Source organism: Pseudomonas sp. R5-89-07 (genome assembly GCF_003851685.1).
In the GTDB taxonomy this organism is placed as follows: domain Bacteria; phylum Pseudomonadota; class Gammaproteobacteria; order Pseudomonadales; family Pseudomonadaceae; genus Aquipseudomonas.
The window spans coordinates 1,330,746-1,351,129 of record NZ_CP027727.1 but is presented as its reverse complement, the minus strand read 5'-3'; the positions used below and the strand labels follow the sequence as shown (position 1 = coordinate 1,351,129).

Here is a 20,384-nt window from a genome sequence, read left to right as displayed (position 1 = left end):
TAACTGGCAGGGAGCGGATTCCTGCGTCATCATGGGCCACTTTTGTATGGCAGCCCAAAGGACGCCCCATGAATCTGCCTCCCCGCCAACAACAAATCCTCGAACTGGTCCGCGAACGCGGCTACGTCAGTATCGAGGAAATGGCGCAGCTGTTCGTTGTCACCCCGCAAACCATCCGCCGCGATATCAACCAGCTCGCGGACGCCAATCTGCTGCGCCGCTACCACGGCGGCGCGGCCTATGACTCCAGTGTCGAGAACACCGCCTACGCCATGCGTGCAGACCAGATGCGCGACGAAAAGCAGCGTATCGGCGAAGCCATCGCGGCGCAGATTCCCGATCATGCCTCGTTGTTCATCAATATCGGCACCACCACCGAATCCATCGCCCGCGCCCTGCTCAACCACAACCACCTGAAAATCATCACCAACAACCTCAACGTCGCCACCATGCTCAGCGCCAAGGACGACTTCGATGTGTTGCTGACCGGCGGCAATGTGCGGCGTGACGGCGGCGTGGTTGGCCAGGCCAGTGTCGACTTCATCAACCAGTTCAAGGTCGACTTTGCACTGGTGGGGATCAGCGGCATCGATGAGGATGGCAGCCTGCTGGACTTCGACTATCAGGAAGTTCGGGTCTCCCAGGCGATCATCGCCAATGCGCGCCAAGTGATTCTGGCGGCGGACTCCAGCAAATTCGGGCGCAACGCCATGATTCGCCTCGGGCCGATCAGCCTGGTGGACTGCCTGGTGACTGACCAGCAACCGGTGCCGGCGCTGGTGCAGTTGTTGAATCAGCACAAGGTTCGGCTGGAAGTCGTCTAGCGCCTGTACTGACGCCATCGGGGGCAAGCCCCCTCCCACATTGAATGCGTTCACACATCAAAGTGTGGGAGGGGGCTTGCCCCCGATGGCGGTCTATCCAACGCCCCTTTCTTGAGCCCTCCCCTCCGGCTCATGTTCACAAATTTTCCTTTCCCCACCCTTCGATGAGTTTTTTCAATCGAAGTCGACTGGCTGTGCCCGCGTTTATCAGCTACCATTTTCGCAAATGAACATTAATGTTCGAATTCCAATACGAAAAGATCGCGAGGCCAGCCGATGAACCCTTCTACCTTGCCTGCCCCACCGCTTGCCGAAGTCTATGACGTTGCCGTTATCGGCGGCGGGATCAATGGCGTCGGCATTGCAGCAGACGCAGCCGGTCGCGGTTTGTCGGTATTCCTTTGCGAAAAGGACGACTTGGCCAGCCATACCTCCTCGGCCAGCAGCAAGCTGATCCACGGTGGTTTGCGCTACCTGGAACACTACGAGTTCCGTCTGGTACGCGAAGCCCTGGCTGAGCGTGAAGTGCTGCTGGAAAAGGCCCCGCACATCGTCAAGCAGATGCGCTTCGTGCTGCCGCACCGTCCGCACCTGCGTCCGGCCTGGATGATCCGTGCCGGCCTGTTCCTGTATGACCACTTGGGCAAACGCGAAAAACTGGCCGGTTCGAAAAGCCTGAAGTTCGGTGCGGACAGCCCACTGAAAAGCGAAATCACCAAAGGCTTCGAATACTCCGATTGCTGGGTCGACGACGCCCGCCTCGTGGTACTCAACGCCATGGCCGCACGGGAGAAAGGTGCGCACATCCACACCCAGACCCGTTGCGTCAGCGCACACCGCAGCAACGGCCTGTGGGAAATGAACATGGAGCGCGCTGACGGCAGCCTGTTCTCGATCCGCGCTCGCGCATTGGTGAACGCCGCTGGCCCGTGGGTCGCCAAGTTCATCAAGGATGACCTGAAGCTGGATTCGCCGTACGGCATCCGCCTGATCCAGGGCAGCCACTTGATCGTCCCGAAACTCTACGAAGGTGCGCACGCGCACATTCTGCAGAACGAAGACCAGCGCATCGTCTTCACTATCCCGTACCTGAACCACCTGACCATCATCGGCACCACCGACCGCGAATACACCGGCGATCCGGCGAAAGTTGCGATCACCGAAGGTGAAACCGACTACATGCTCAAGGTGGTCAACGCACACTTCAAGAAACAACTGAGCCGTGACGACATCGTCCACACCTATTCGGGCGTGCGTCCGTTGTGCAACGACGAATCGGACAACCCGTCGGCCATTACCCGCGACTACACCCTGTCGTTGTCCGGCGGCACCGGCGAAGCGCCGATCCTGTCGGTGTTCGGCGGCAAGCTGACGACCTACCGCAAGCTCGCCGAGTCGGCCATGGCGCAGCTGGCGCCCTACTTCACGCAGATGCGCCCTAGCTGGACCGCCAAGGCCAGCCTGCCTGGTGGTGAAGACATGACCACGCCAGAAGCCCTGGCCGAGGCCATCCGCAGCAAGTTCGACTGGGTGCCGAGCGAGATCGCTCGCCGCTGGTCCACGACCTACGGCAGCCGCACCTGGCGCCTGCTCGAAGGTGTGCAAAGCCTGGCGGATTTGGGTGAGCACCTGGGGGGCGGCCTTTACACCCGCGAAGTCGACTACCTGTGCGCGCAAGAGTGGGTAACGCAGCCGCAGGACGTGCTGTGGCGCCGCACCAAGCTGGGCCTGTTCACCACCCCGGCGGAACAGGACAACCTGCAGCGCTACCTGTCCAAGGTTGAACAGAACCGCAGCAAGTTCGAAGCGGCCTGACCCTCCCTCCCGTCACTTTTGCAGGAGCGAGCTTGCTCGCGAAAAACCTGAGAGCGCCGCGTTTATTCAGAATAAACGCGGCGTTTTTGCGTTTTTCGCGAGCAAGCTCGCTCCTACCTTATGCGCGCGTGCCATTCGGTTTTCCGAACGCAACACCTTTCCCTATTCGGTTTGCCGTACCCGAGCGATTAACCGCAATCGTCACATAAAGTTAATACCTATAAAAATCAGCAAGTTAAGCTTTTGTATGCGGTATGGCACGAGTCATGCTCTACACTTCCTGACGATTGCCCGGGACGCCTCAGGAGCCGTCAAGGCATTCGCTGTACAAGAGAGCCGTTTAGCTGGCTTCATAAAAAAAACAAATGTCGAGGAAGTATTGATGCGCATCGTTCCCCATATCCTGGGCGCAGCTATCGCTGCTGCTCTGATCAGCACTCCAGTTTTCGCCGCCGAACTCACCGGCACGCTGAAGAAAATCAACGACTCCGGCACTATCACTCTCGCTCACCGTGACAGCTCCATCCCGTTTTCCTACATTGCGGATGGCTCGGGCAAACCCGTGGGCTACTCCCATGACATTCAGCTGGCCGTCGTTGAAGCCCTGAAAAAAGACCTGAACAAGCCCGATCTGAAGGTCAAATACAACCTGGTGACGTCGCAGACCCGTATTCCGTTGATCCAGAACGGCACCGCGGACCTGGAATGCGGTTCCACCACCAACAACGCCGAGCGCGCCCAGCAAGTTGACTTCACCACCAACATCTTCGAAATCGGCACTCGCTTGCTGGTCAAGAAAGACAAGGATGGCAAGCCTTCCTACGCTGATTTTGCCGATCTCAAAGGCAAGAACGTCGTGACCACCGCCGGCACCACGTCCGAGCGCATCATCAAAGCGATGAACGCCGACAAGCAAATGGGCATGAACGTCATCTCCGCCAAGGACCATGGCGAATCCTTCCAGATGCTCGAAAGCGGCCGCGCCGTTGCGTTCATGATGGACGACGCCCTGCTGGCCGGCGAAGAAGCCAAGGCCAAGAAGCCGGATGACTGGGTCATCACCGGTACTCCACAGTCGTTCGAAGCCTACGCGTGCATGGTGCGTAAAGACGATCCTGCCTTCAAGAAAGCGGTGGATGACGCCATCGTCGGCCTGTACAAATCCGGCGAAATCAACAAGATCTACGCCAAGTGGTTTGAAAGCCCGATTCCACCAAAAGGCCTGAACCTCAACTTCCCTATGAGCGACAAGGTCAAGGAACTGATCAAGAACCCGAGCGACAAGCCGGCTCCGGAAGTAAAGATCTAAATCCTGACTAATCTTATCTCCTGAGGGAGCCAAACCTCCCTCAGGCGTCTGTAATTACCTGCTGGCTTTAACTTGGAACACTCGACCTGGCGGTTTTCGAGCCGATTGTGTGTGCCTGGCGTTCAACGTCAGGTGGGGAAAGGACCTTCCCCAAGTGGGTGCTTGTACATCGATCGATCTCGAGGGGAGACCCTAATGAATTACAACTGGGACTGGGGCGTGTTCTTCAAGTCCACTGGCGTTGGCAGCGAGACTTATCTCGACTGGTACATCGCCGGCCTGGGCTGGACCATCGCCATCGCTGTCGTGGCATGGATTATCGCCTTGCTGCTGGGCTCCATTCTGGGCGTCATGCGTACCGTGCCAAACCGCATCGTATCGGGCATCGCGACCTGCTACGTGGAGCTGTTTCGTAACGTGCCGCTGCTGGTTCAGCTGTTCATCTGGTATTTCCTGATACCCGATCTGCTGCCGCAGAACCTGCAGGACTGGTACAAACAAGACCTGAACCCGACCACCTCGGCCTACCTGAGCGTTGTCGTGTGCCTGGGCCTGTTCACTGCCGCCCGTGTATGTGAACAAGTGCGCACCGGCATCCAGGCGCTGCCGCGTGGCCAGGAAGCCGCTGCCCGCGCCATGGGCTTCAAGCTGCCGCAGATCTACTGGAACGTGCTGCTGCCCCAGGCTTATCGCATCATCATTCCGCCGCTCACCTCCGAATTCCTCAACGTGTTCAAGAACTCCTCCGTGGCGTCCTTGATCGGCCTGATGGAGCTGCTGGCGCAAACCAAGCAGACCGCCGAGTTCTCGGCCAACCTGTTTGAAGCCTTCACCCTGGCCACGCTGATCTACTTCACCCTGAACATGAGCCTGATGCTGCTGATGCGCGTGGTCGAGAAGAAAGTCGCGGTGCCCGGCCTGATCTCCGTGGGGGGTAAATAATGGACTTCGATTTCAGCGGTATCATCCCCGCGATCCCGGGCCTGTGGAACGGCATGGTCATGACCCTGCAGTTGATGGTCATGGGCGTGGTCGGCGGCATCATCCTGGGTACGATCCTCGCGCTGATGCGCCTGTCGTCCAGCAAGCTGCTGTCCCGTGTGGCCGGCGCCTATGTGAACTACTTCCGCTCGATCCCGTTGCTGCTGGTCATCACCTGGTTCTACCTGGCGGTGCCGTTCGTGCTGCGCTGGATCACCGGCGAAGACACACCGATCGGCGCGTTCACCTCGTGCGTCGTGGCGTTCATGATGTTCGAAGCGGCGTACTTCTGCGAAATCGTGCGGGCCGGCGTGCAGTCGATCCCCAAGGGGCAGATGGCCGCTGCGCAGGCGATGGGCATGACCTATGGCCAGACCATGCGCCTGATCATCCTGCCCCAGGCGTTCCGCAAGATGACCCCGCTGCTGCTGCAGCAGAGCATCATCCTGTTCCAGGACACTTCGCTGGTCTACACCGTGGGCCTGGTGGACTTCCTCAACTCCGCCCGCTCCAACGGCGACATCATCGGCCGCTCCAATGAGTTTTTGATCTTCGCCGGTGTCGTCTACTTCATCATCAGCTTTTCCGCCTCGCTGCTGGTCAAGCGTCTGCAAAAAAGGTTTGCCGTATGATCTCTATCAAGAACATCAACAAGTGGTATGGCGACTTCCAGGTGCTGACCGACTGCAGCACCGAGGTTAAAAAAGGCGAAGTGATCGTGGTGTGCGGGCCGTCCGGCTCGGGCAAGTCCACCCTGATCAAGTGCGTCAACGCGCTGGAACCGTTCCAGAAAGGCGACGTCGTGGTCGACGGCACCTCTATCGCCGACCCGAAGACCAACCTGCCGCAACTGCGCTCGCGCGTGGGCATGGTGTTCCAGCACTTCGAGCTGTTCCCGCACCTGACCATCACCGAAAACCTGACCATCGCGCAGATCAAGGTGCTAGGCCGCAGCAAGGAAGAAGCCACCCAGAAAGGCCTGCAACTGCTTGAGCGCGTAGGCCTGTCGGCACATGCCCACAAGCACCCTGGCCAACTGTCCGGCGGTCAGCAACAACGTGTGGCGATTGCCCGCGCCCTGGCCATGGACCCGATCGTCATGCTGTTCGACGAACCGACCTCGGCGCTGGACCCGGAAATGGTCAACGAAGTGCTGGACGTGATGGTGCAACTGGCCCACGAGGGCATGACCATGATGTGCGTGACCCACGAAATGGGCTTCGCCCGCAAAGTGGCCGACCGTGTGATCTTCATGGATGCCGGCAAGATCATCGAAGACTGCCCGAAAGAAGAATTCTTCGGCGACATCAGCGCCCGCTCCGAACGTGCGCAGCACTTCCTTGAGAAAATCCTGCAGCACTAAGTACTACACAGCGCCAACTGTAGAAACCGGACCCATGTGGGAGGGGGCTTGCCCCCGATAGCGGTGCATCAGCGATAGATATACCGACTGACAAACTGCAATCGGAGGCAAGCCTCCCTCCCACCTGGACCGCACAGGCCGGCAGCGCTGGTTGACCCAAGGCATCTGTGATGAAATGCGACCCCAACTCCTATCGCGCTGCGCCGCCATCACTTGCCGTGAAGCCTCGCCTGATACGCCAACTGTTCCTGCCGCCGTTGATCATCGCCCTGATGATCGGCCTGGGTTATATCGGCTTCTGGACCAGTGAGCACTATGGCATCCGTACCCTCAGCGACAACGGCGAACGCCAGTTGGAGCTGCACGCCCGCACTGTCGAAAGCGAACTGAGCAAATACACCTACCTGCCCAGCCTGCTTGAGCTCGAATCCAGCGTTTCCCTGCTGCTGGCCGACCCCAACCAGGAAACCCGCAAGACCGTCAACGATTACCTCGAAGGTTTGAACCGCCGCAGCCGCAGCCGGGCCATCTACGTGATGGACACTACCGGCCGGGTGCTGGCCACCAGTAATTGGCGCGACGCCGACAGTTACCAGGGTGAAGACCTGTCCTTTCGCGCCTATTTCCAGAACGCCGTACGCGGCCAGCCCGGTCGTTTCTACGGGATCGGCAGTACCAATGGCGAACCCGGCTATTACCTGGCCCACGGCCTGGAAGAGCACGGCAAAATCATCGGCGTGGCCGTGGTCAAGGTGCGCCTGGAAGCGCTTGAAGAGCGCTGGCAACGCGCGCGCCTGGAAGCCTTCGTCAGCGACGAAAACGGCATCATCATCCTCTCCAGTGACCCGGCCCGCCGCCTCAAGGCCGTGCGCCCCCTGAGCGATGACACCAAAGACCGACTGGCGCACAGCCTGCAATATTACTGGGCGACGCTGAGCGCGCTGGAGCCCCTGGCCCGCGAGCGCTTGAACGAAGGCAGCGAAAAGCTCACCTTCCCGGCCAACAGCGAAGTGGCCAGCGACAAGCACGAAGTCAGCTACCTGGCGCAAACCCGACCATTGAACGACACACCGTGGAACTTCACCCTGCTCACCCCGCTCAACGAACTGCGCCGCGCCGCGATCAACCAGGGCATCCTGGTAGCCGTCGCGTTTGGCCTGGTGGCGTTCCTGCTGATTGCCTGGAACGAGCGGCGCAAAGTCATCGCCACTCGCCTCGCCGCGCGCGAAGCCCTGCAGGAAGCCAACAGCCAACTGGAGCGACGGATTGCCGAACGCACCGCCGATCTGCGCGCCAGCAATGAACGGCTCAAAGGCCAGATCCGCGAACGGCGCCAGGCCGAAGAAACCCTGCGTCGCGCCCAGGACGAACTGGTGCAGGCCGGCAAACTCGCAGCGATCGGCCAGATGTCCACCAGCATCGCCCACGAATTGAACCAACCCCTGGCCGCGCTGCGCACCCTGTCCGGCAACACCGTGCGTTTCCTCGAACGCGGCGCCCTGGACACCGCCAGCACCAACCTCAAGACCATCAACGAACTGATCGACCGCATGGGCCGCATCACCGCCAGCCTGCGCTCGTTTGCCCGGCGCGGTGACGACCAGGGCGAAGCGAACCTGGGCAAGGCCGTGGACGCCGCGTTCCAGGTGCTTGGCGCGCGTCTGGACAGCCGGCCCCTGGCCGTGCACCGTGACTTCACCCCCGCCCAATTACAGATCGACCAGACGCGCCTGGAGCAGATCCTGGTCAACCTGATCGGCAACGCGCTGGATGCGATGCAGGCTCAACCGGCACCGCAGTTGTGGCTGGAAGGTCAAAGTATCGAGGGCAAATATCGCCTGCTGGTGCGTGACAATGGTCACGGCATCGACCCCGAGGCCCGCAAGCATCTGTTCGAACCTTTCTTCACCACCAAACCCGGCGAGCAAGGCCTGGGCCTGGGCCTGACCCTGTCCGCGAGCCTCGCCGCGGCCACCGGCGGCAGCCTGGCCGTGGAGCATCCGGCCAATGGTGGTACCGCGTTTGTCCTGAACCTGCCGCTGGCGGGCGCTGAAAAAGTTGAGTCGACATGAATATTGAACCCCAAGACCTCACCGTCCTGATCGTCGAGGATGACCCCCATGTGCTGCTGGGTTGCCAGCAGGCATTGGCGCTGGAAGATATTCCCAGCGTTGGCGTGGGCAGTGCCGAGGAAGCGCTGACGCACATCGGCGAGAATTTTGCCGGCATTGTGATCAGCGATATCCGCCTGCCGGGCATCGATGGTCTGGCGTTGCTCACACGCCTCAAGGCCCTGGATAAAAGCCTGCCGGTGGTGCTGATCACCGGGCATGGCGATATCTCGATGGCCGTCGGCGCCATGCGCAACGGCGCCTATGACTTCATGGAAAAACCCTTCTCCCCCGAGCGCCTGGTGGACGTGGCCCGCCGTGCCCTTGAACAGCGCGCTCTGGCGCGGGAAGTCTGGTCGCTGCGGCGCCAGCTGGCCGAGCGCGATTCGCTGGAAGGTCGCATCATCGGGCGCTCGCCGGCGATGCAAAACCTGCGCGAACTGATCGCCAACGTCGCCGACACCTCCGCCAATGTGCTGATCGAGGGTGAAACCGGCACCGGCAAGGAGCTGGTCGCCCGTTGCCTGCACGATTTCAGCCGGCGCCACGCCCACCAGTTCGTCGCACTGAACTGCGGTGGGCTGCCGGAAAACCTGTTCGAAAGCGAGATTTTCGGCCACGAAGCCAACGCGTTTACCGGCGCCGGCAAGCGCCGCATCGGCAAGATCGAGCATGCCCATGAGGGCACGCTGTTTCTCGATGAAGTGGAAAGCATGCCGATCAACCTGCAGATCAAACTGCTGCGGGTCCTGCAGGAACGCACCCTCGAACGCCTGGGCTCGAACCAGAGCGTCGCCGTGGATTGCCGGGTGATCGCCGCCACCAAGTCCGACCTCGACGAACTGAGCCGCGCCAGCCAGTTCCGCAGTGACCTGTACTACCGCCTCAACGTGGTCACCCTTGAACTGCCGCCCCTGCGCGAGCGCCGTGAAGACATCCTGCAGTTGTTCGAACACTTCCTGCAGCAATCCTCACTGCGCTTCGACCGCACCGCGCCGGAGCTGGACAACCAGACCCTGTCGAGCCTGATGAGCCACGATTGGCCGGGCAACGTGCGCGAGTTGCGCAACGTCGCCGAACGCTTCGCCCTGGGCCTGCCCGCCTTCAAGAAAACCGGCGCTGGCGGCAGCAACCATGGCCTGGCCTTTACCGAGGCGGTGGAAGCGTTCGAGCGCAACCTGCTCGTTGACGCCCTGCAACGCAGCGGCGGCAACCTCACCCAGGCCAGCCAGGAACTGGGGATGGCCAAGACCACGCTATTCGACAAGGTCAAGAAATACGGGTTGAATCACTGATGGATCTGTTCGTGAAGGCCGCCCTCGGCGCGGCGGTGGTGCTGATTCTGGCCGCACTGGCCAAGACCAGAAACTATTACATCGCAGGCTTGGTGCCGCTGTTTCCGACCTTTGCGCTGATCGCTCATTACATCGTCGGCAAGGGCCGCTCGGTGGAGGACTTGAAGACCACCATCGTGTTTGGGATGTGGTCGATCATTCCGTACTTTGTGTACCTGGCGACGTTGTATGTGATGGTGGACCGGATGCGGCTGGAGGCATCACTCGCCGTGGCGGCGGTGGCCTGGTTGATGGCAGCCACCGTGCTGGTGAGCCTCTGGGTACGCCTGCACACCTGACCCCACTCGGTCAAAAATGTGGGAGGGGGCTTGCCCCCGATGGCGGTGGGTCAGTCAATAAATCTGTGGCTGATACACCGCTATCAGGGGCAAGCCCCCTCCCACAGTTTGATCACAGTGTGTCAGCGGACGATCTTGTCGACTTGGATACCCAGCTTTTTCAAGCGGTACCAGAAGCTACGCTCCGAGATACCGATCTTCGCCGCCGCTGCGGCCTGTACGCCGTTGCTCTCGTGCAACGCCGCCAGAATGTAGGCTTTCTCCACTTCCGCCAGCGCCGCATCCAGATCCTGCGGCACGCCCGGCGCGTCACTCAGGATCGTCGCCGCGCCAGCCTCGGCAGGCCGAGAGGCGAACAGGTAACCCGGCAAATCGATATCTTCGATCACCGGCGAAGCGGCCACGATAGTCGCTCGCTCCACGCAATTCTGCAGCTCGCGGATATTGCCCGGCCAGTGGTACGCCGCCATGGCCTGCAAGGCTTCGGGGCTGAACCCGGTGATGCGTTTGCCGGCCGTCGCGCTGAGGGTACGAGCGAAGTGCCGGGCCAGCGGCGCGATGTCTTCCACACGTTCGCGCAGGGCCGGCAGTGGAATCGGAAACACATTCAGGCGGTAATACAGGTCTTCGCGAAATTCCTTGTTGGCCACCGCGTCCAGCAGGTTCTTGTTGGTCGCGGCGATCACCCGAACGTCCACCTTGCGCTCGCGGGGGTCTCCCACCGGTTCGATCACCCGCTCCTGCAGGGCGCGCAGAATCTTGGCCTGCAACGCCAACGGCATGTCACCGACTTCATCCAGAAACAGCGTGCCCTTGTCGGCCTGCATAAAGCGCCCTACCCGGTCGGCCACAGCGCCGGTGAAGGCGCCTTTGCGATGGCCGAACATCTCGCTTTCCAGCAGCCCTTCGGGAATCGCCGCGCAATTGACCGCCACGAACGGCTGGTCGGCGCGGCTGCCATGCTTGTGGATAGCGCGGGCGACCATTTCCTTGCCGGTGCCGCTTTCGCCGGTCAGCAGGATGGTGGCGCTGCTGTCGCGCACCGAGTCCACCGCTTGCAGTACTTTACGAAACGCCGGGCTGTCACCGACCAGGCTGTCGAACTGTGCATGTTCATCCAGCTCGGCACGCAGGCGTGCGTTATCGCGCATGATGTCGCGAAACTGCAGGGCCTTGGCCACGGTGATGTCCAGCTCGTCGATATCGAACGGCTTGGCAATGTAGTCGTAGGCGCCATTGCGCATCGACTGCACGGCATTTTTCACCGTGCTGTAGGCCGTCATCACGATCACCGGCAAGTGCGGATAGCGCTGCTTGATCTCGGCCAGCAACGCCGGCCCGTCCATGCCCGGCATGCGCCAGTCGCTGATGACCAGGTCAATGTCCTCCTGCTCCAGCACCTTGAGCGCGTGCAGGCCGTTGCCGGCGGTAAACACCTGGATGCCATTCTGGCTCAGGGCGGATGACAGCAGGTCACACAGCTTGGGCTCGTCGTCCACCACCAATACGTTATGCGTCATGCCCGTCCTCATCCTCGCCGTCGTCTTCACCGTTAGCCGGAATGTACAGGCTGAAGGTGGCGCCGGCATCTTTCTCGGTGGCGCACTCGATGCTGCCATCGTGACTTTCCATGATCGAATAGACTTTGGCCAGGCCAAGGCCTGTGCCCGAGGCCTTGGTGGTGACAAACGGCGTGAAGATGCGCTCGACCATATCCGCCGGGATGCCCTGGCCGGTATCGGCGATGCTGATCACGGTGTTATCACCCACGCTGCGGATACCCAGAGTCAAGCGCCCGCCGTCAGGCATCGCGTCGATGGCGTTGAGAATCAGGTTGAGACAGGCCTGCTTGAGCTGCTTGGCGTCCGCGTAGATCGTCGCGTCGGGCGCTTGGTCATCGATCTGCGCGTCGATGTTGTGCGTGCTCAACTCCGGCCCGCAGAACCCAAGAATCTCTTCGACCAGGGCGCGAGCCGGCTGCAGCACACGTATCGGCGGGTTGGGCTTGGCGAAGTCGAGGAACTCGGTGATCAGCTCGTTGATCCGGCTGACCTCACTGATGACGTACTCCAGGTGACGCTTGTCGGTATCGGCAAGGTCGGCGCGCCGGTGCAACAGTTGCGTGGCCGTCTTGATAATGCCCAATGGGTTGCGGATTTCATGGGCCAGGCCCATGGCCACTTCACCCAGGGCATGCAGGCGATCACGCCGGCGCAGTTGAGCTTCCAGATGATGCAGTTCGCCCAGGCGCTCAGTCATGTGGTTGAAGGTGCTGCTCAACTGCGCCAGCTCATCGCCGCCGCTGACCACCACACGGTGCGCGTAATTGCCGGAAATCACCGCGTTCACGCCCTGGGACAAGTCGCGCAGGGGCTGGGTCAGGCGGCGCGACACCCACACGCCCGCGGCCAGCGACAGCGCCGAGCTGACCAGGAAAATCAGCACGAACAGATTGCTCTGGTTCACCAGCCCCACCAGGCTCGTGTGGCGCAACAGGCCGCTGAAGATCACGCCCTGCAGCTCGCCGGCATCGTTGAATATCGGCCAGTACAAACCGCTGTACTGGTTGGTGAACTGCTCGCTCGGCTGCCGGGTGTTGCGCAGGTCGGCTTCGACGTTCTCCGGGATGCGCGACGGGTGATTTTCGAAGCGTTGGGTGGAAAATATCTCGGAAAACCCCGATGCGTTGGCCAGGTACAGGCGCAGGTCGAGGGAATGCACATCGGCCACGCTGGTGAGGAAACTGCTGTCCAGATACGTGGCCACCAGCAACAGATAATCCACGCCATCGCGGTTGGTCTCGAAGGTCGACACCACCATGCCCGTGCTGATGCCGGCCACCTGGACGGTCTGTAACACCGCGTTGCTGGTCAGGCTGATCTGCTTGACGATGTCATCGGCGGCGGTGCTGAACATCACCTTGTGGTCACTGGTGCGAATCAGCGCCACGACATCGATGTCGGTGGCATCGGCGATGTCGGCGGTGAGCCGGTCATGCCGTTCGGCCTGTTTGGAGGAAGGTGGGCTGGTGTAGCGCAGGAACAGCTTGGCCATGCGCGCGTTGTCGTGAAGGATGTCGCCGATCTCGTCCTTGACGATCTTGGTCGACTCCTGCAGCCAGATACGCACGTTACTGTCGAAAATCTGCGACAGCGTGGTGGCGGCCAGTTCCGCCGCAATCATGGTCGGAATGACGCTGACCAGCCAGAAGGCCAGCACCAGCTTGCGCTGGACGCTCCAGCGCGAAATGGCAAAGGGGCGGGCTTTCTGGCGGGTCTTGGTGATCATCAGGTTTCGCTTATCGCAGCAGCCATGGCAGGGTCGGAACGATCCGGTCGGAACAGCATTTTGACTAACGTGAGCACGCCGTTGACCCACCGATTGCGGTGGCGGAAGAACAGGCTGTTGCCCTGGAACTGGCAGCCCAGGCGCAGTTTACTGGCATACCCGGCCTGGCCGCACTCATACACCGCAATATTGTGTTGAATACAGTAGTCGACGTTGGTCAGCCAGCTGCGAAAGTACAGGTTGTATTCCCGGCTGAACGCGATGTCATGCCCGAAAAACTTATCGATCAGCCGATGCTCGTCGAGCAGAATCAGGTTGAACGCCACCAGGTGCTCGTCCACCCAGTAAAGCGCACACACCGCACGCTCCTGCAGCTGTTCGAGAATCCCCGTGAAGTAACCGGCGGGCAGGCGTTCGAACTGCAGGTCCGAGCGCGTGAGCGTGGCTTCATAGAGCCGCATCACATCGGGCAGCACGTCATCGATATTGCGCCGCCACTCCACCCGCGGTCCCGGCGCGCGCAGTTTGCGGCGCAGGTCCTTGCGCGTGGATTTACCCAGCGAGCCCAGGTAGGCGTCCACTGAGCCGTAGGGCAACGGCAGCATGCCCGTGGGCAGGCTCGGCATGCTTTGAAAGCCCGCAGCGCGACAACTTTCGGCCCAATACGGGTCGTTGCTCGGCGCGTCCTTGACCGCCACCAGGCCGATGCCGAAGTCATCGGCATCCCGGCGCGCCACTTTGAGCAGGTGCTTGAGCAACAGAGGGCGCTGCGCATCCGCCACGCCATTGGCAAAACCCACGTCGCAGCGCTCGGCCACCGGGGAACCAAGGGCATACAGCCCCAGTTGCAAAAGGCCCGGCCACAGTCGCGCCACACGCTCGGTCACGCGTTTGCCGGCGCCCGACACCGTGGTGTCGAGACGGTAATGGGTGATAAACGCGACGGCCACTGCCGCCAGCGTTCCCCCTTCGTAAACCGCCAGGTAACGCCACTGGAAGTCATCGATCGCGGCGTTTTCTACGGCGACGTAGTAGTCCCAGTCTTCCAGCGCACCGGGAAAACACTCATTCCAGGCATCGCGCTGGATAGCCCGGATGGTGGGGAAGGCTTGGGTGGTTATCACAGTTTTTCCTTATCGACACCGCATCCCAGTAGGAGCGAGCTTGCTCGCGAAGATCGCACAGACACCACGTTGAGCCTGACAGTACGCGTTATCGTTAACGACCTTCGCGAGCAAGCTCGCTCCTACAAGTAAAGAGATCACGCCACACGATTGAGTTGCACCGAATGCTGCTCGACAAACTGCGCACTCAGCTCGATCACCCGCCGGTATTGCAGGTCGACCGTGATCATGTGGTAGCAGTTATCCAGCAAAATCTTGGTTACCGGGCCACCGAGGTGGCGCTCTACGTAATCGGCGTTCCAGCGGCTGGTGATGTCGTCTTCGATGGAATGCAACACCAGCGCCGGCACCTTGATCTCAGGCATGCGTTTCTTGACCACGGCGTTCATGCGGTGCAACTCGCGCACGGTGATGCCTTCCATGGTCAACAAACCCGCCTCGCTGCTCTGGCCTTCCTTCATCTGTCGCTCGACGATGGCCCGCAGGCGTTCGTTCTTGATGCCGTAGGGCGGCTTCTCTTCGAAACTGCAGACGTGCACGCCGAATGGAATCTTCATCAGCAACGGCGTGAGGAACGCCAGTTTGTTGATGCTCCAGCCGTCGTACTTCAAGGTAGTGGAATACATCAGCAGCCCGGCGACGCGCCCCGGGTGTTCGGCCGCCACGTACATCGACATCACCGCGCCCATGGACAAGCCGCCAACGAACACTTGCTCGTGACGCTGGGCGATCTGCCCGAAGGTCTTGCGCACCCCTTCGTACCAATCGCGCCAGCCGGTGGCCTGCAGGTCGCTGTTATCGCCGCAATGCCCGGCCAGGGTGGGCACGTACACCGTGCAATTGCCCGCCTTGACCAGCCCCCTGGCGACCTGTCGCAGTTCCGTCGGCGTACCGGTCAGGCCGTGGATCAACAGGATCCCGACCGGACCAGCACCGAGAACGAAGCCGGCATCACCTTCACCGAGGTCGATCTCGCCGGCACTCACCGCGTGGTCGCTCGCACCAGCAGTTGCTCGAGCAGCTTCAAGCCCAGGTCGATTTCCGGGTAGCTGATTTCCAGCGACGGCGCCAGGGTGATTACGTTTTTGTAGTAGCCGCCCACATCAAGGATCAGGCCGAGTTTCTGGCCGTCGACCACCATGTCACCTTTCATGCCTTCCTCGACCATGTAGTCCAGGGTCGCCTTGTCCGGGGTAAAGCCGTCCGGGCCGCAGATTTCGCAGCGCAGCGCCAAGCCCAGGCCGTCGACGTCGCCGATGATCGGGAAACGTTTCTGCAAGTCTTGCAGGCCTTCGAGGAAGTATTTGCCCTTGGCCATGACCATCGCGCCGTAGTCGACTTCGCTGGTCATCTTGAACATTTCCAGGCCGACCGCCGTGCCCAACGGGTTGGAGGCGAAGGTGGAGTGAGTGGAACCCGGCGGGAAGACCTTCGGGTTGATCAGTTCTTCACGGGCCCAGATGCCGCCCAGCGGGTTGAGGCCGTTGGTCAGCGCCTTGCCGAATACGATCACGTCCGGCTGCACGTCAAAGTGCTCGATCGACCACAGCTTGCCGGTGCGGTAGAAGCCCATCTGGATTTCGTCGCTGACCATCAGGATGCCGTGCTGGTCCAGCACGTGCTTGAGTTCGCGGTAGAAGTTCATCGGCGGAATGACGTAGCCGCCGGTGCCCTGGATCGGCTCGACGTAGAACGCGGCGTACTCGCACTGGTTGGTTTTCGGGTCCCAGACACCGTTGTATTCGGTCTCGAACAACCGCGCGAATTGCTGCACGCAGTGGCTGCCGTACTCTTCCTTGGTCATGCCCTTCGGGCCGCGGAAGTGGTACGGGAACGGGATGAAATTGGCGCGCTCGCCAAAGTGGCCGTAGCGGCGACGGTAGCGGAAGCTGGAAGTGATCGACGAGGCGCCGAGAGTGCGCCCGTGGTAGCCGCCCTCGAAGGCGAACATCAGGCTCTTGCCGTTGGACGCGTTACGCACCACTTTCAGCGAGTCTTCAATCGACTGCGAACCGCCGACGTTGAAATGCACACGGCCGTCGAGGCCGAACTTGTTCTTGGCGTCGACCGCGATCATTTCCGACAGCTCGATCTTGCCTTTGTGCAGGTACTGGCTGGCGATCTGCGGCAGCGTGTCGATCTGCTGTTTCAGCGCGTTGTTCAGGCGCGGGTTGGCATAGCCGAAGTTGACCGCCGAGTACCACATTTGCAGGTCGAGGTAGGCCTGGTCTTCGGTGTCCCAGACGTAGGAGCCTTCGCAACGGCTGAAAATACGCGGCGGTTCGATGTAGTGCACGGTGTCGCCGTAGGAGCAGTACTTGGCTTCTTTATCCAGAAGGATCCGGTCTTCGGCGGTAGCGATACGGATATCAGACATGGTGGAAAATTTCCTGAGTGTCGGCAGTAAAAGAGGTGGCGTTGGCGGCGATGCCTTGGGGCAGTTGAGCCAGCAGTGCAGGCACTTCGGCGAAGGTGTCGAAGCGCGCATGGGGAATCTGGTTGGCGACGCAATACTCGGCGAGGCTGCCCTTGGCGAACACGAAGTCGGCGGTGGAAGCCACGCACATGTCGGACTTGCCGTCGCCGATCACCAGCACGCGCTTGTTACGCGGCGTGGATTTGCATTTGCAGTTGCCCGACGCGGCGCGGCAGGCATCGCTGGCATACGGGAAATCGATGCGCCAGCTGTTCTGGTCGACCTGGCGCAGACGGTTGGCGAGGATCGGCAGCAAGGTCACGTAGTTGCGCGACAAAATGCGCGCGATGCCCTGCTCGATGCCGTCGCTGACCACTTCGAGGGTCGCGCCCAGGCCCATCACGTGGTCGACGAAATCCGGGAAGTCCGGGTCGATCTCGACACTGTCGAAATAAGCCAGTAACTCGCTCGGCGTCGCCTTGATCAGCGCCAGTTGGCGGCTCAGGCATTCGCGTGAACCGATATGCCCGTCCAGCCATTCCTGCTCGATGGTTTCCCACTCGGGGCTGGCGAAGCGTTGGAGGACGTTGTCGATGACATCGGTGGGGGTGATGGTCCCGTCGAAGTCACACACGATATGCCATTGGATCATTGCGTCTACCTTTGGAAAGAGGCGCGCTGTATGCGCTTGCCTTAGCGGTAGAGCAGGGAGCGTGCCAATCGCTCAAAGCCCAGCGGGGCTGGGGGTTTGATCGATACGCCGGCTGATATGTGTGCTGGAAGCTACAATTTTTGTAGCTTGCTACAAACAAGATGAGTGCTTGCGCAGGCGCGAGGGTTCGCGCGTTCATGCGCGCATGATCACAAAAGGAACTCGCTGCATGTCCAAGCTCACCTCTGCTGCATTCACCGGTTTACTTGGGCTGTGGAGCTTTTCCAGCGCCGTGTGCGCAGCAGGCGTCAGCGGCGACGTGGGCGCCGGCCTCAGTTACCAGCCCCATGACCCGAGCGGCAGCCGCTACGAAACGCGCCCGGTGCCTTATCTGGACCTGGACTGGGTCAACGTCAGCCTGAGCACGGATGACGGCTTGACCTGGAGCGCGCTGAACACCCATGGATTCACCGCCGGTCCATACATCAATTACCTGTCGGGGCGTACCTCCAACGGCGCGCTACAAGGCCTGCGCAATGTGTCGGACATGGCCGAGGTCGGGGGTTTCATTCAGTACGCCCCGGCCGATTTCTGGCGGGTCTATGCGCAGCTGGGCCAGGCCGTGGGCGGCGGCCATTCCCAGAGCGGCGCACTCGGCAAACTGGGTGGCGAGCTGGGTTATCCATTGGGTGGCGGGATTATCGGCAGCACAGGCCTGGTCGCGCATTTTACCGATGCACGCCAGGCCAACACTTTCTTCGGCGTCGACGGCAACGAAGCCGCCGCCACGGGGTTCAAGGCCTACAACGCCGGTGGCGGGTTCCAGAACGTCGCCTTGAGCCAGAGCTTCCAGTTCCCCCTGGCGCCCCACTGGTCATTGCTGACCAGCGCCAGCTGGGTGCACCTGGTTGGTTCGGCAGCCAACAGCAGCATCGTCAGGCAGGCCGGCGAGGTGAACCAGGGCCAGGTGCAGACGGCGATCAGCTATACCTTCGATTAAAAAAACCGGTGCAGGTCTGCCTGAGGTAAGGCGTTCAAAATGTGGGAGAGCGCTTGCCCCCGATAGCGGTGGGTCAGTCGCAGATGCACTCACTGGCACGCCCTCATCGGGGGCAAGCCCCCTCCCACATGGGTCCGTGTTCAGTTCTCTTCGCCCTCGGCCAGCAAGGCGATACCCGCAATGATCACCGCAACCCCCACCCAGTGCAGCGGGCTGATGTGTTCCCCCAGCCCCAACCACGAACCCAGCAGCACCGCCACAAACACCAGCGAACTCAACGGAAACGCCAGCGACAAACTGCTGCGCCGCAGGATCAGCATCCACACGAAAAACGCGCTGATATAACTGGCAATCGCCGCCAGGATCCCAGGGTTGCGCGCAACATCCGCCAGCCATTGCCAGGTGAAATCCATCTGCCCCAGTTGGTCACCGGCCACCTTGGTAAACAACTGGCCGGCGCTTTCCGTGGCGATCAGCAACGCCCACAGCACCAGCGTGCCAACACGCCCATGCAACCAGCCGGTGTCGATTGTCTGCGTACTCATACCGGGTTCCCCGCGATCGCCACCAACATCACACCGAAGGTAATCACCAGGGTGCCCAGCCAACGGCGTCGGCTGACGGTTTCCTTGAGCACCCATCGGCCCGCCAGCACCACCAGGCAATACGCCAGCGCCGCCAGCGGAAACAACAGGCTCAACGGCGCGCGGGACAACGCTTCGAGCCAGACGAAAAACTCGACGACATAGGCGCCGATGCCGGCCCACAGCAGCGGAGCATTGAACACCTGGCGCCAGAACGCGCGCAGGCGAAAACCGCCATCCAGTTGCGGCAAACGGTCCACGCCCAGCTTGAAACAGAGTTGGCCAATCACATCGAGCACGATGGAAAAAGCCAGCAACAACACCACGGTCAGGGTCACGGGAACAGCTCCTCGAACAGGTCGATCAGGGCGGCATTGGTCGCCGCATTGCGCTGCAGGTCCTGGGCGCTCCAACGCTCGGGCGGGGGCTGGTCGGACTTGGCTTCCCAGCGCTTGAAGGCGTTGCTGAACGCAGGCGCTGCGAACTCGCCGCACACGTCGATACCGATGATGCGTTTGTGCGCCGCCAACGCCCGCAGGGCCTGGAGAAGGTGGCTCAGGCGCATGCCGCCCTGGTCCCAATTGGTGGCCGCGTCTTCGCTGGCGAGCACGTCCTTGTCGACGGTGATCCAGACCGCTTCGGTGGGCAGGCTGGCGATCATCTGGTCAAGGAAGGTCGCCCAATCCAGTTCCGCCAGGTTGCGCCAGTGCAGGTGATTTTCCTGCTGTCGGTGCCCGGCGCCGTCGCCAACCCGGCCCCAGACTTTCGAGGGCGGGTGCTGCCAGGGGAACAGCTGCAACGTGCCGCACTTGAGGGCGCCGAGGTTGCCGCCGCGCAGTTGCGGGTTATGCAGGTCGTCACTGCAGGGGCCGAGGGTGACGATGCGTTTGATCGCTGGCATTTTCAGCGCGCGATTGACCCAGGAACCACAGTGGCGCTTGGGCGCAAAGCGCACCCAGTCGGGGTGGTTGTCGAAGTGGATCAGGCTGATGGGTTCCTTGAGATCGGCGAGGAATGCCGGCGTAAGGTGGTGATAATCGCCGGAGCCGACGAACAGGATTTCCGGGCGCGCATCGCTGGGCCGTGGCCGCTGGGCCAGGCGCTCGACAAAACGCTTCCAGGTTTTTTCGGTGGACCACAGGCGCAGTTTCGGGCCCAGGTCCAGCAGATCGAGGCGCGTGGCCCGGCCGCTGGCCAACCGCTGGGCGATCGGCGCCTGACCGGTGAGGCTGTGGTCGAGGTCAAGAATATTCAAGGTAGTGTTTCACCCCTAATGGCAGCGCC

The 20,384-nt window shown here is 61.3% G+C and carries 19 protein-coding genes; 10 read left to right on the top strand and 9 right to left on the bottom strand.

What is annotated here, in order from left to right:
- Nucleotides 1-68 precede the first annotated feature (68 nt).
- The 9 genes from C4J94_RS06105 to C4J94_RS06065 all read left to right on the top strand — a co-directional run bounded on the left by C4J94_RS06105 (nt 69) and on the right by C4J94_RS06065 (nt 10,036).
- Entirely contained in the window at nt 69-824 is a 756-nt protein-coding gene (locus tag C4J94_RS06105) for a DeoR/GlpR family transcriptional regulator (RefSeq protein WP_010212755.1), read from the top strand.
- Between the two features lie 276 nt (nt 825-1,100).
- Nucleotides 1,101-2,639 carry a glycerol-3-phosphate dehydrogenase gene (gene glpD / locus C4J94_RS06100; RefSeq protein ID WP_124385354.1) on the top strand — a complete coding sequence of 513 codons (1,539 nt, stop codon included), beginning with the start codon at nt 1,101-1,103 and terminating at the stop codon, nt 2,637-2,639.
- 382 nt (nt 2,640-3,021) lie between these two features.
- Complete coding sequence (locus tag C4J94_RS06095) at nt 3,022-3,948, top strand: glutamate/aspartate ABC transporter substrate-binding protein (protein ID WP_124385353.1); 927 nt, start codon at nt 3,022-3,024, stop codon at nt 3,946-3,948.
- Between the two features lie 195 nt (nt 3,949-4,143).
- On the top strand, nt 4,144-4,890 hold the full coding sequence (locus C4J94_RS06090) for an amino acid ABC transporter permease (RefSeq protein WP_010564125.1): 747 nt from the start codon (nt 4,144-4,146) through the stop codon (nt 4,888-4,890).
- A complete protein-coding gene (locus C4J94_RS06085; RefSeq protein ID WP_046071144.1) occupies nt 4,890-5,561 on the top strand; it encodes an amino acid ABC transporter permease in 672 nt (223 codons plus the stop codon). Before C4J94_RS06090 ends, C4J94_RS06085 begins: the two co-directional genes overlap by 1 nt.
- Complete coding sequence (locus tag C4J94_RS06080; RefSeq protein WP_124385352.1) at nt 5,558-6,292, top strand: amino acid ABC transporter ATP-binding protein; 735 nt, start codon at nt 5,558-5,560, stop codon at nt 6,290-6,292. Before C4J94_RS06085 ends, C4J94_RS06080 begins: the two co-directional genes overlap by 4 nt.
- A gap of 170 nt (nt 6,293-6,462) precedes the next feature.
- On the top strand, nt 6,463-8,364 hold the full coding sequence (locus C4J94_RS06075) for a sensor histidine kinase (RefSeq protein WP_124385351.1): 1,902 nt from the start codon (nt 6,463-6,465) through the stop codon (nt 8,362-8,364).
- On the top strand, nt 8,361-9,698 hold the full coding sequence (locus C4J94_RS06070; protein WP_124385350.1) for a sigma-54 dependent transcriptional regulator: 1,338 nt from the start codon (nt 8,361-8,363) through the stop codon (nt 9,696-9,698). Before C4J94_RS06075 ends, C4J94_RS06070 begins: the two co-directional genes overlap by 4 nt.
- A complete protein-coding gene (locus tag C4J94_RS06065) occupies nt 9,698-10,036 on the top strand; it encodes a GlpM family protein (protein ID WP_124385349.1) in 339 nt (112 codons plus the stop codon). The genes C4J94_RS06070 and C4J94_RS06065 overlap by 1 nt, the downstream gene beginning before the upstream one ends.
- A gap of 122 nt (nt 10,037-10,158) precedes the next feature.
- Here the strand turns inward: C4J94_RS06065 and C4J94_RS06060 are convergent, their stop codons facing one another.
- The 6 genes from C4J94_RS06060 to C4J94_RS06035 form a co-directional block, all read right to left on the bottom strand.
- A complete protein-coding gene (locus C4J94_RS06060; protein WP_124385348.1) occupies nt 10,159-11,556 on the bottom strand; it encodes a sigma-54 dependent transcriptional regulator in 1,398 nt (465 codons plus the stop codon).
- On the bottom strand, nt 11,546-13,324 hold the full coding sequence (locus C4J94_RS06055) for a HAMP domain-containing sensor histidine kinase (protein WP_124385347.1): 1,779 nt from the start codon (nt 13,322-13,324) through the stop codon (nt 11,546-11,548). Before C4J94_RS06055 ends, C4J94_RS06060 begins: the two co-directional genes overlap by 11 nt.
- Nucleotides 13,324-14,448, bottom strand: a complete 1,125-nt coding sequence (locus C4J94_RS06050; RefSeq protein ID WP_124385346.1) for a GNAT family N-acetyltransferase — start codon at nt 14,446-14,448, stop codon at nt 13,324-13,326. Before C4J94_RS06050 ends, C4J94_RS06055 begins: the two co-directional genes overlap by 1 nt.
- Before the next feature lie 137 nt (nt 14,449-14,585).
- Nucleotides 14,586-15,434 carry a carboxylesterase gene (locus tag C4J94_RS06045; protein WP_124385345.1) on the bottom strand — a complete coding sequence of 283 codons (849 nt, stop codon included), beginning with the start codon at nt 15,432-15,434 and terminating at the stop codon, nt 14,586-14,588.
- Entirely contained in the window at nt 15,431-16,825 is a 1,395-nt protein-coding gene (locus tag C4J94_RS06040) for an aspartate aminotransferase family protein (protein ID WP_124385344.1), read from the bottom strand. The genes C4J94_RS06045 and C4J94_RS06040 overlap by 4 nt, the downstream gene beginning before the upstream one ends.
- Nucleotides 16,818-17,516, bottom strand: coding sequence for an MtnX-like HAD-IB family phosphatase (locus tag C4J94_RS06035; RefSeq protein WP_124385343.1), 699 nt, complete (start codon nt 17,514-17,516; stop codon nt 16,818-16,820). The genes C4J94_RS06040 and C4J94_RS06035 overlap by 8 nt, the downstream gene beginning before the upstream one ends.
- Nucleotides 17,517-17,745: 229 nt before the next feature.
- Here C4J94_RS06035 and C4J94_RS06030 point away from each other — a divergent pair, with 229 nt between their 5' ends.
- Complete coding sequence (locus C4J94_RS06030) at nt 17,746-18,516, top strand: MipA/OmpV family protein (RefSeq protein ID WP_124385342.1); 771 nt, start codon at nt 17,746-17,748, stop codon at nt 18,514-18,516.
- Between the two features lie 140 nt (nt 18,517-18,656).
- Here the strand turns inward: C4J94_RS06030 and C4J94_RS06025 are convergent, their stop codons facing one another.
- Genes C4J94_RS06025 through C4J94_RS06015 form a run of 3 tightly spaced genes read right to left on the bottom strand, consistent with a single transcriptional unit; the run spans nt 18,657 to nt 20,355 of the window.
- A complete protein-coding gene (locus C4J94_RS06025) occupies nt 18,657-19,061 on the bottom strand; it encodes an EamA family transporter (protein ID WP_124385341.1) in 405 nt (134 codons plus the stop codon).
- Nucleotides 19,058-19,438 (bottom strand): EamA family transporter, encoded by a 381-nt coding sequence (locus C4J94_RS06020; RefSeq protein WP_124385340.1) that lies wholly within the window; start codon nt 19,436-19,438, stop codon nt 19,058-19,060. Before C4J94_RS06020 ends, C4J94_RS06025 begins: the two co-directional genes overlap by 4 nt.
- Complete coding sequence (locus tag C4J94_RS06015) at nt 19,435-20,355, bottom strand: arginase (protein WP_124385339.1); 921 nt, start codon at nt 20,353-20,355, stop codon at nt 19,435-19,437. Before C4J94_RS06015 ends, C4J94_RS06020 begins: the two co-directional genes overlap by 4 nt.
- Nucleotides 20,356-20,384 lie beyond the last annotated feature (29 nt).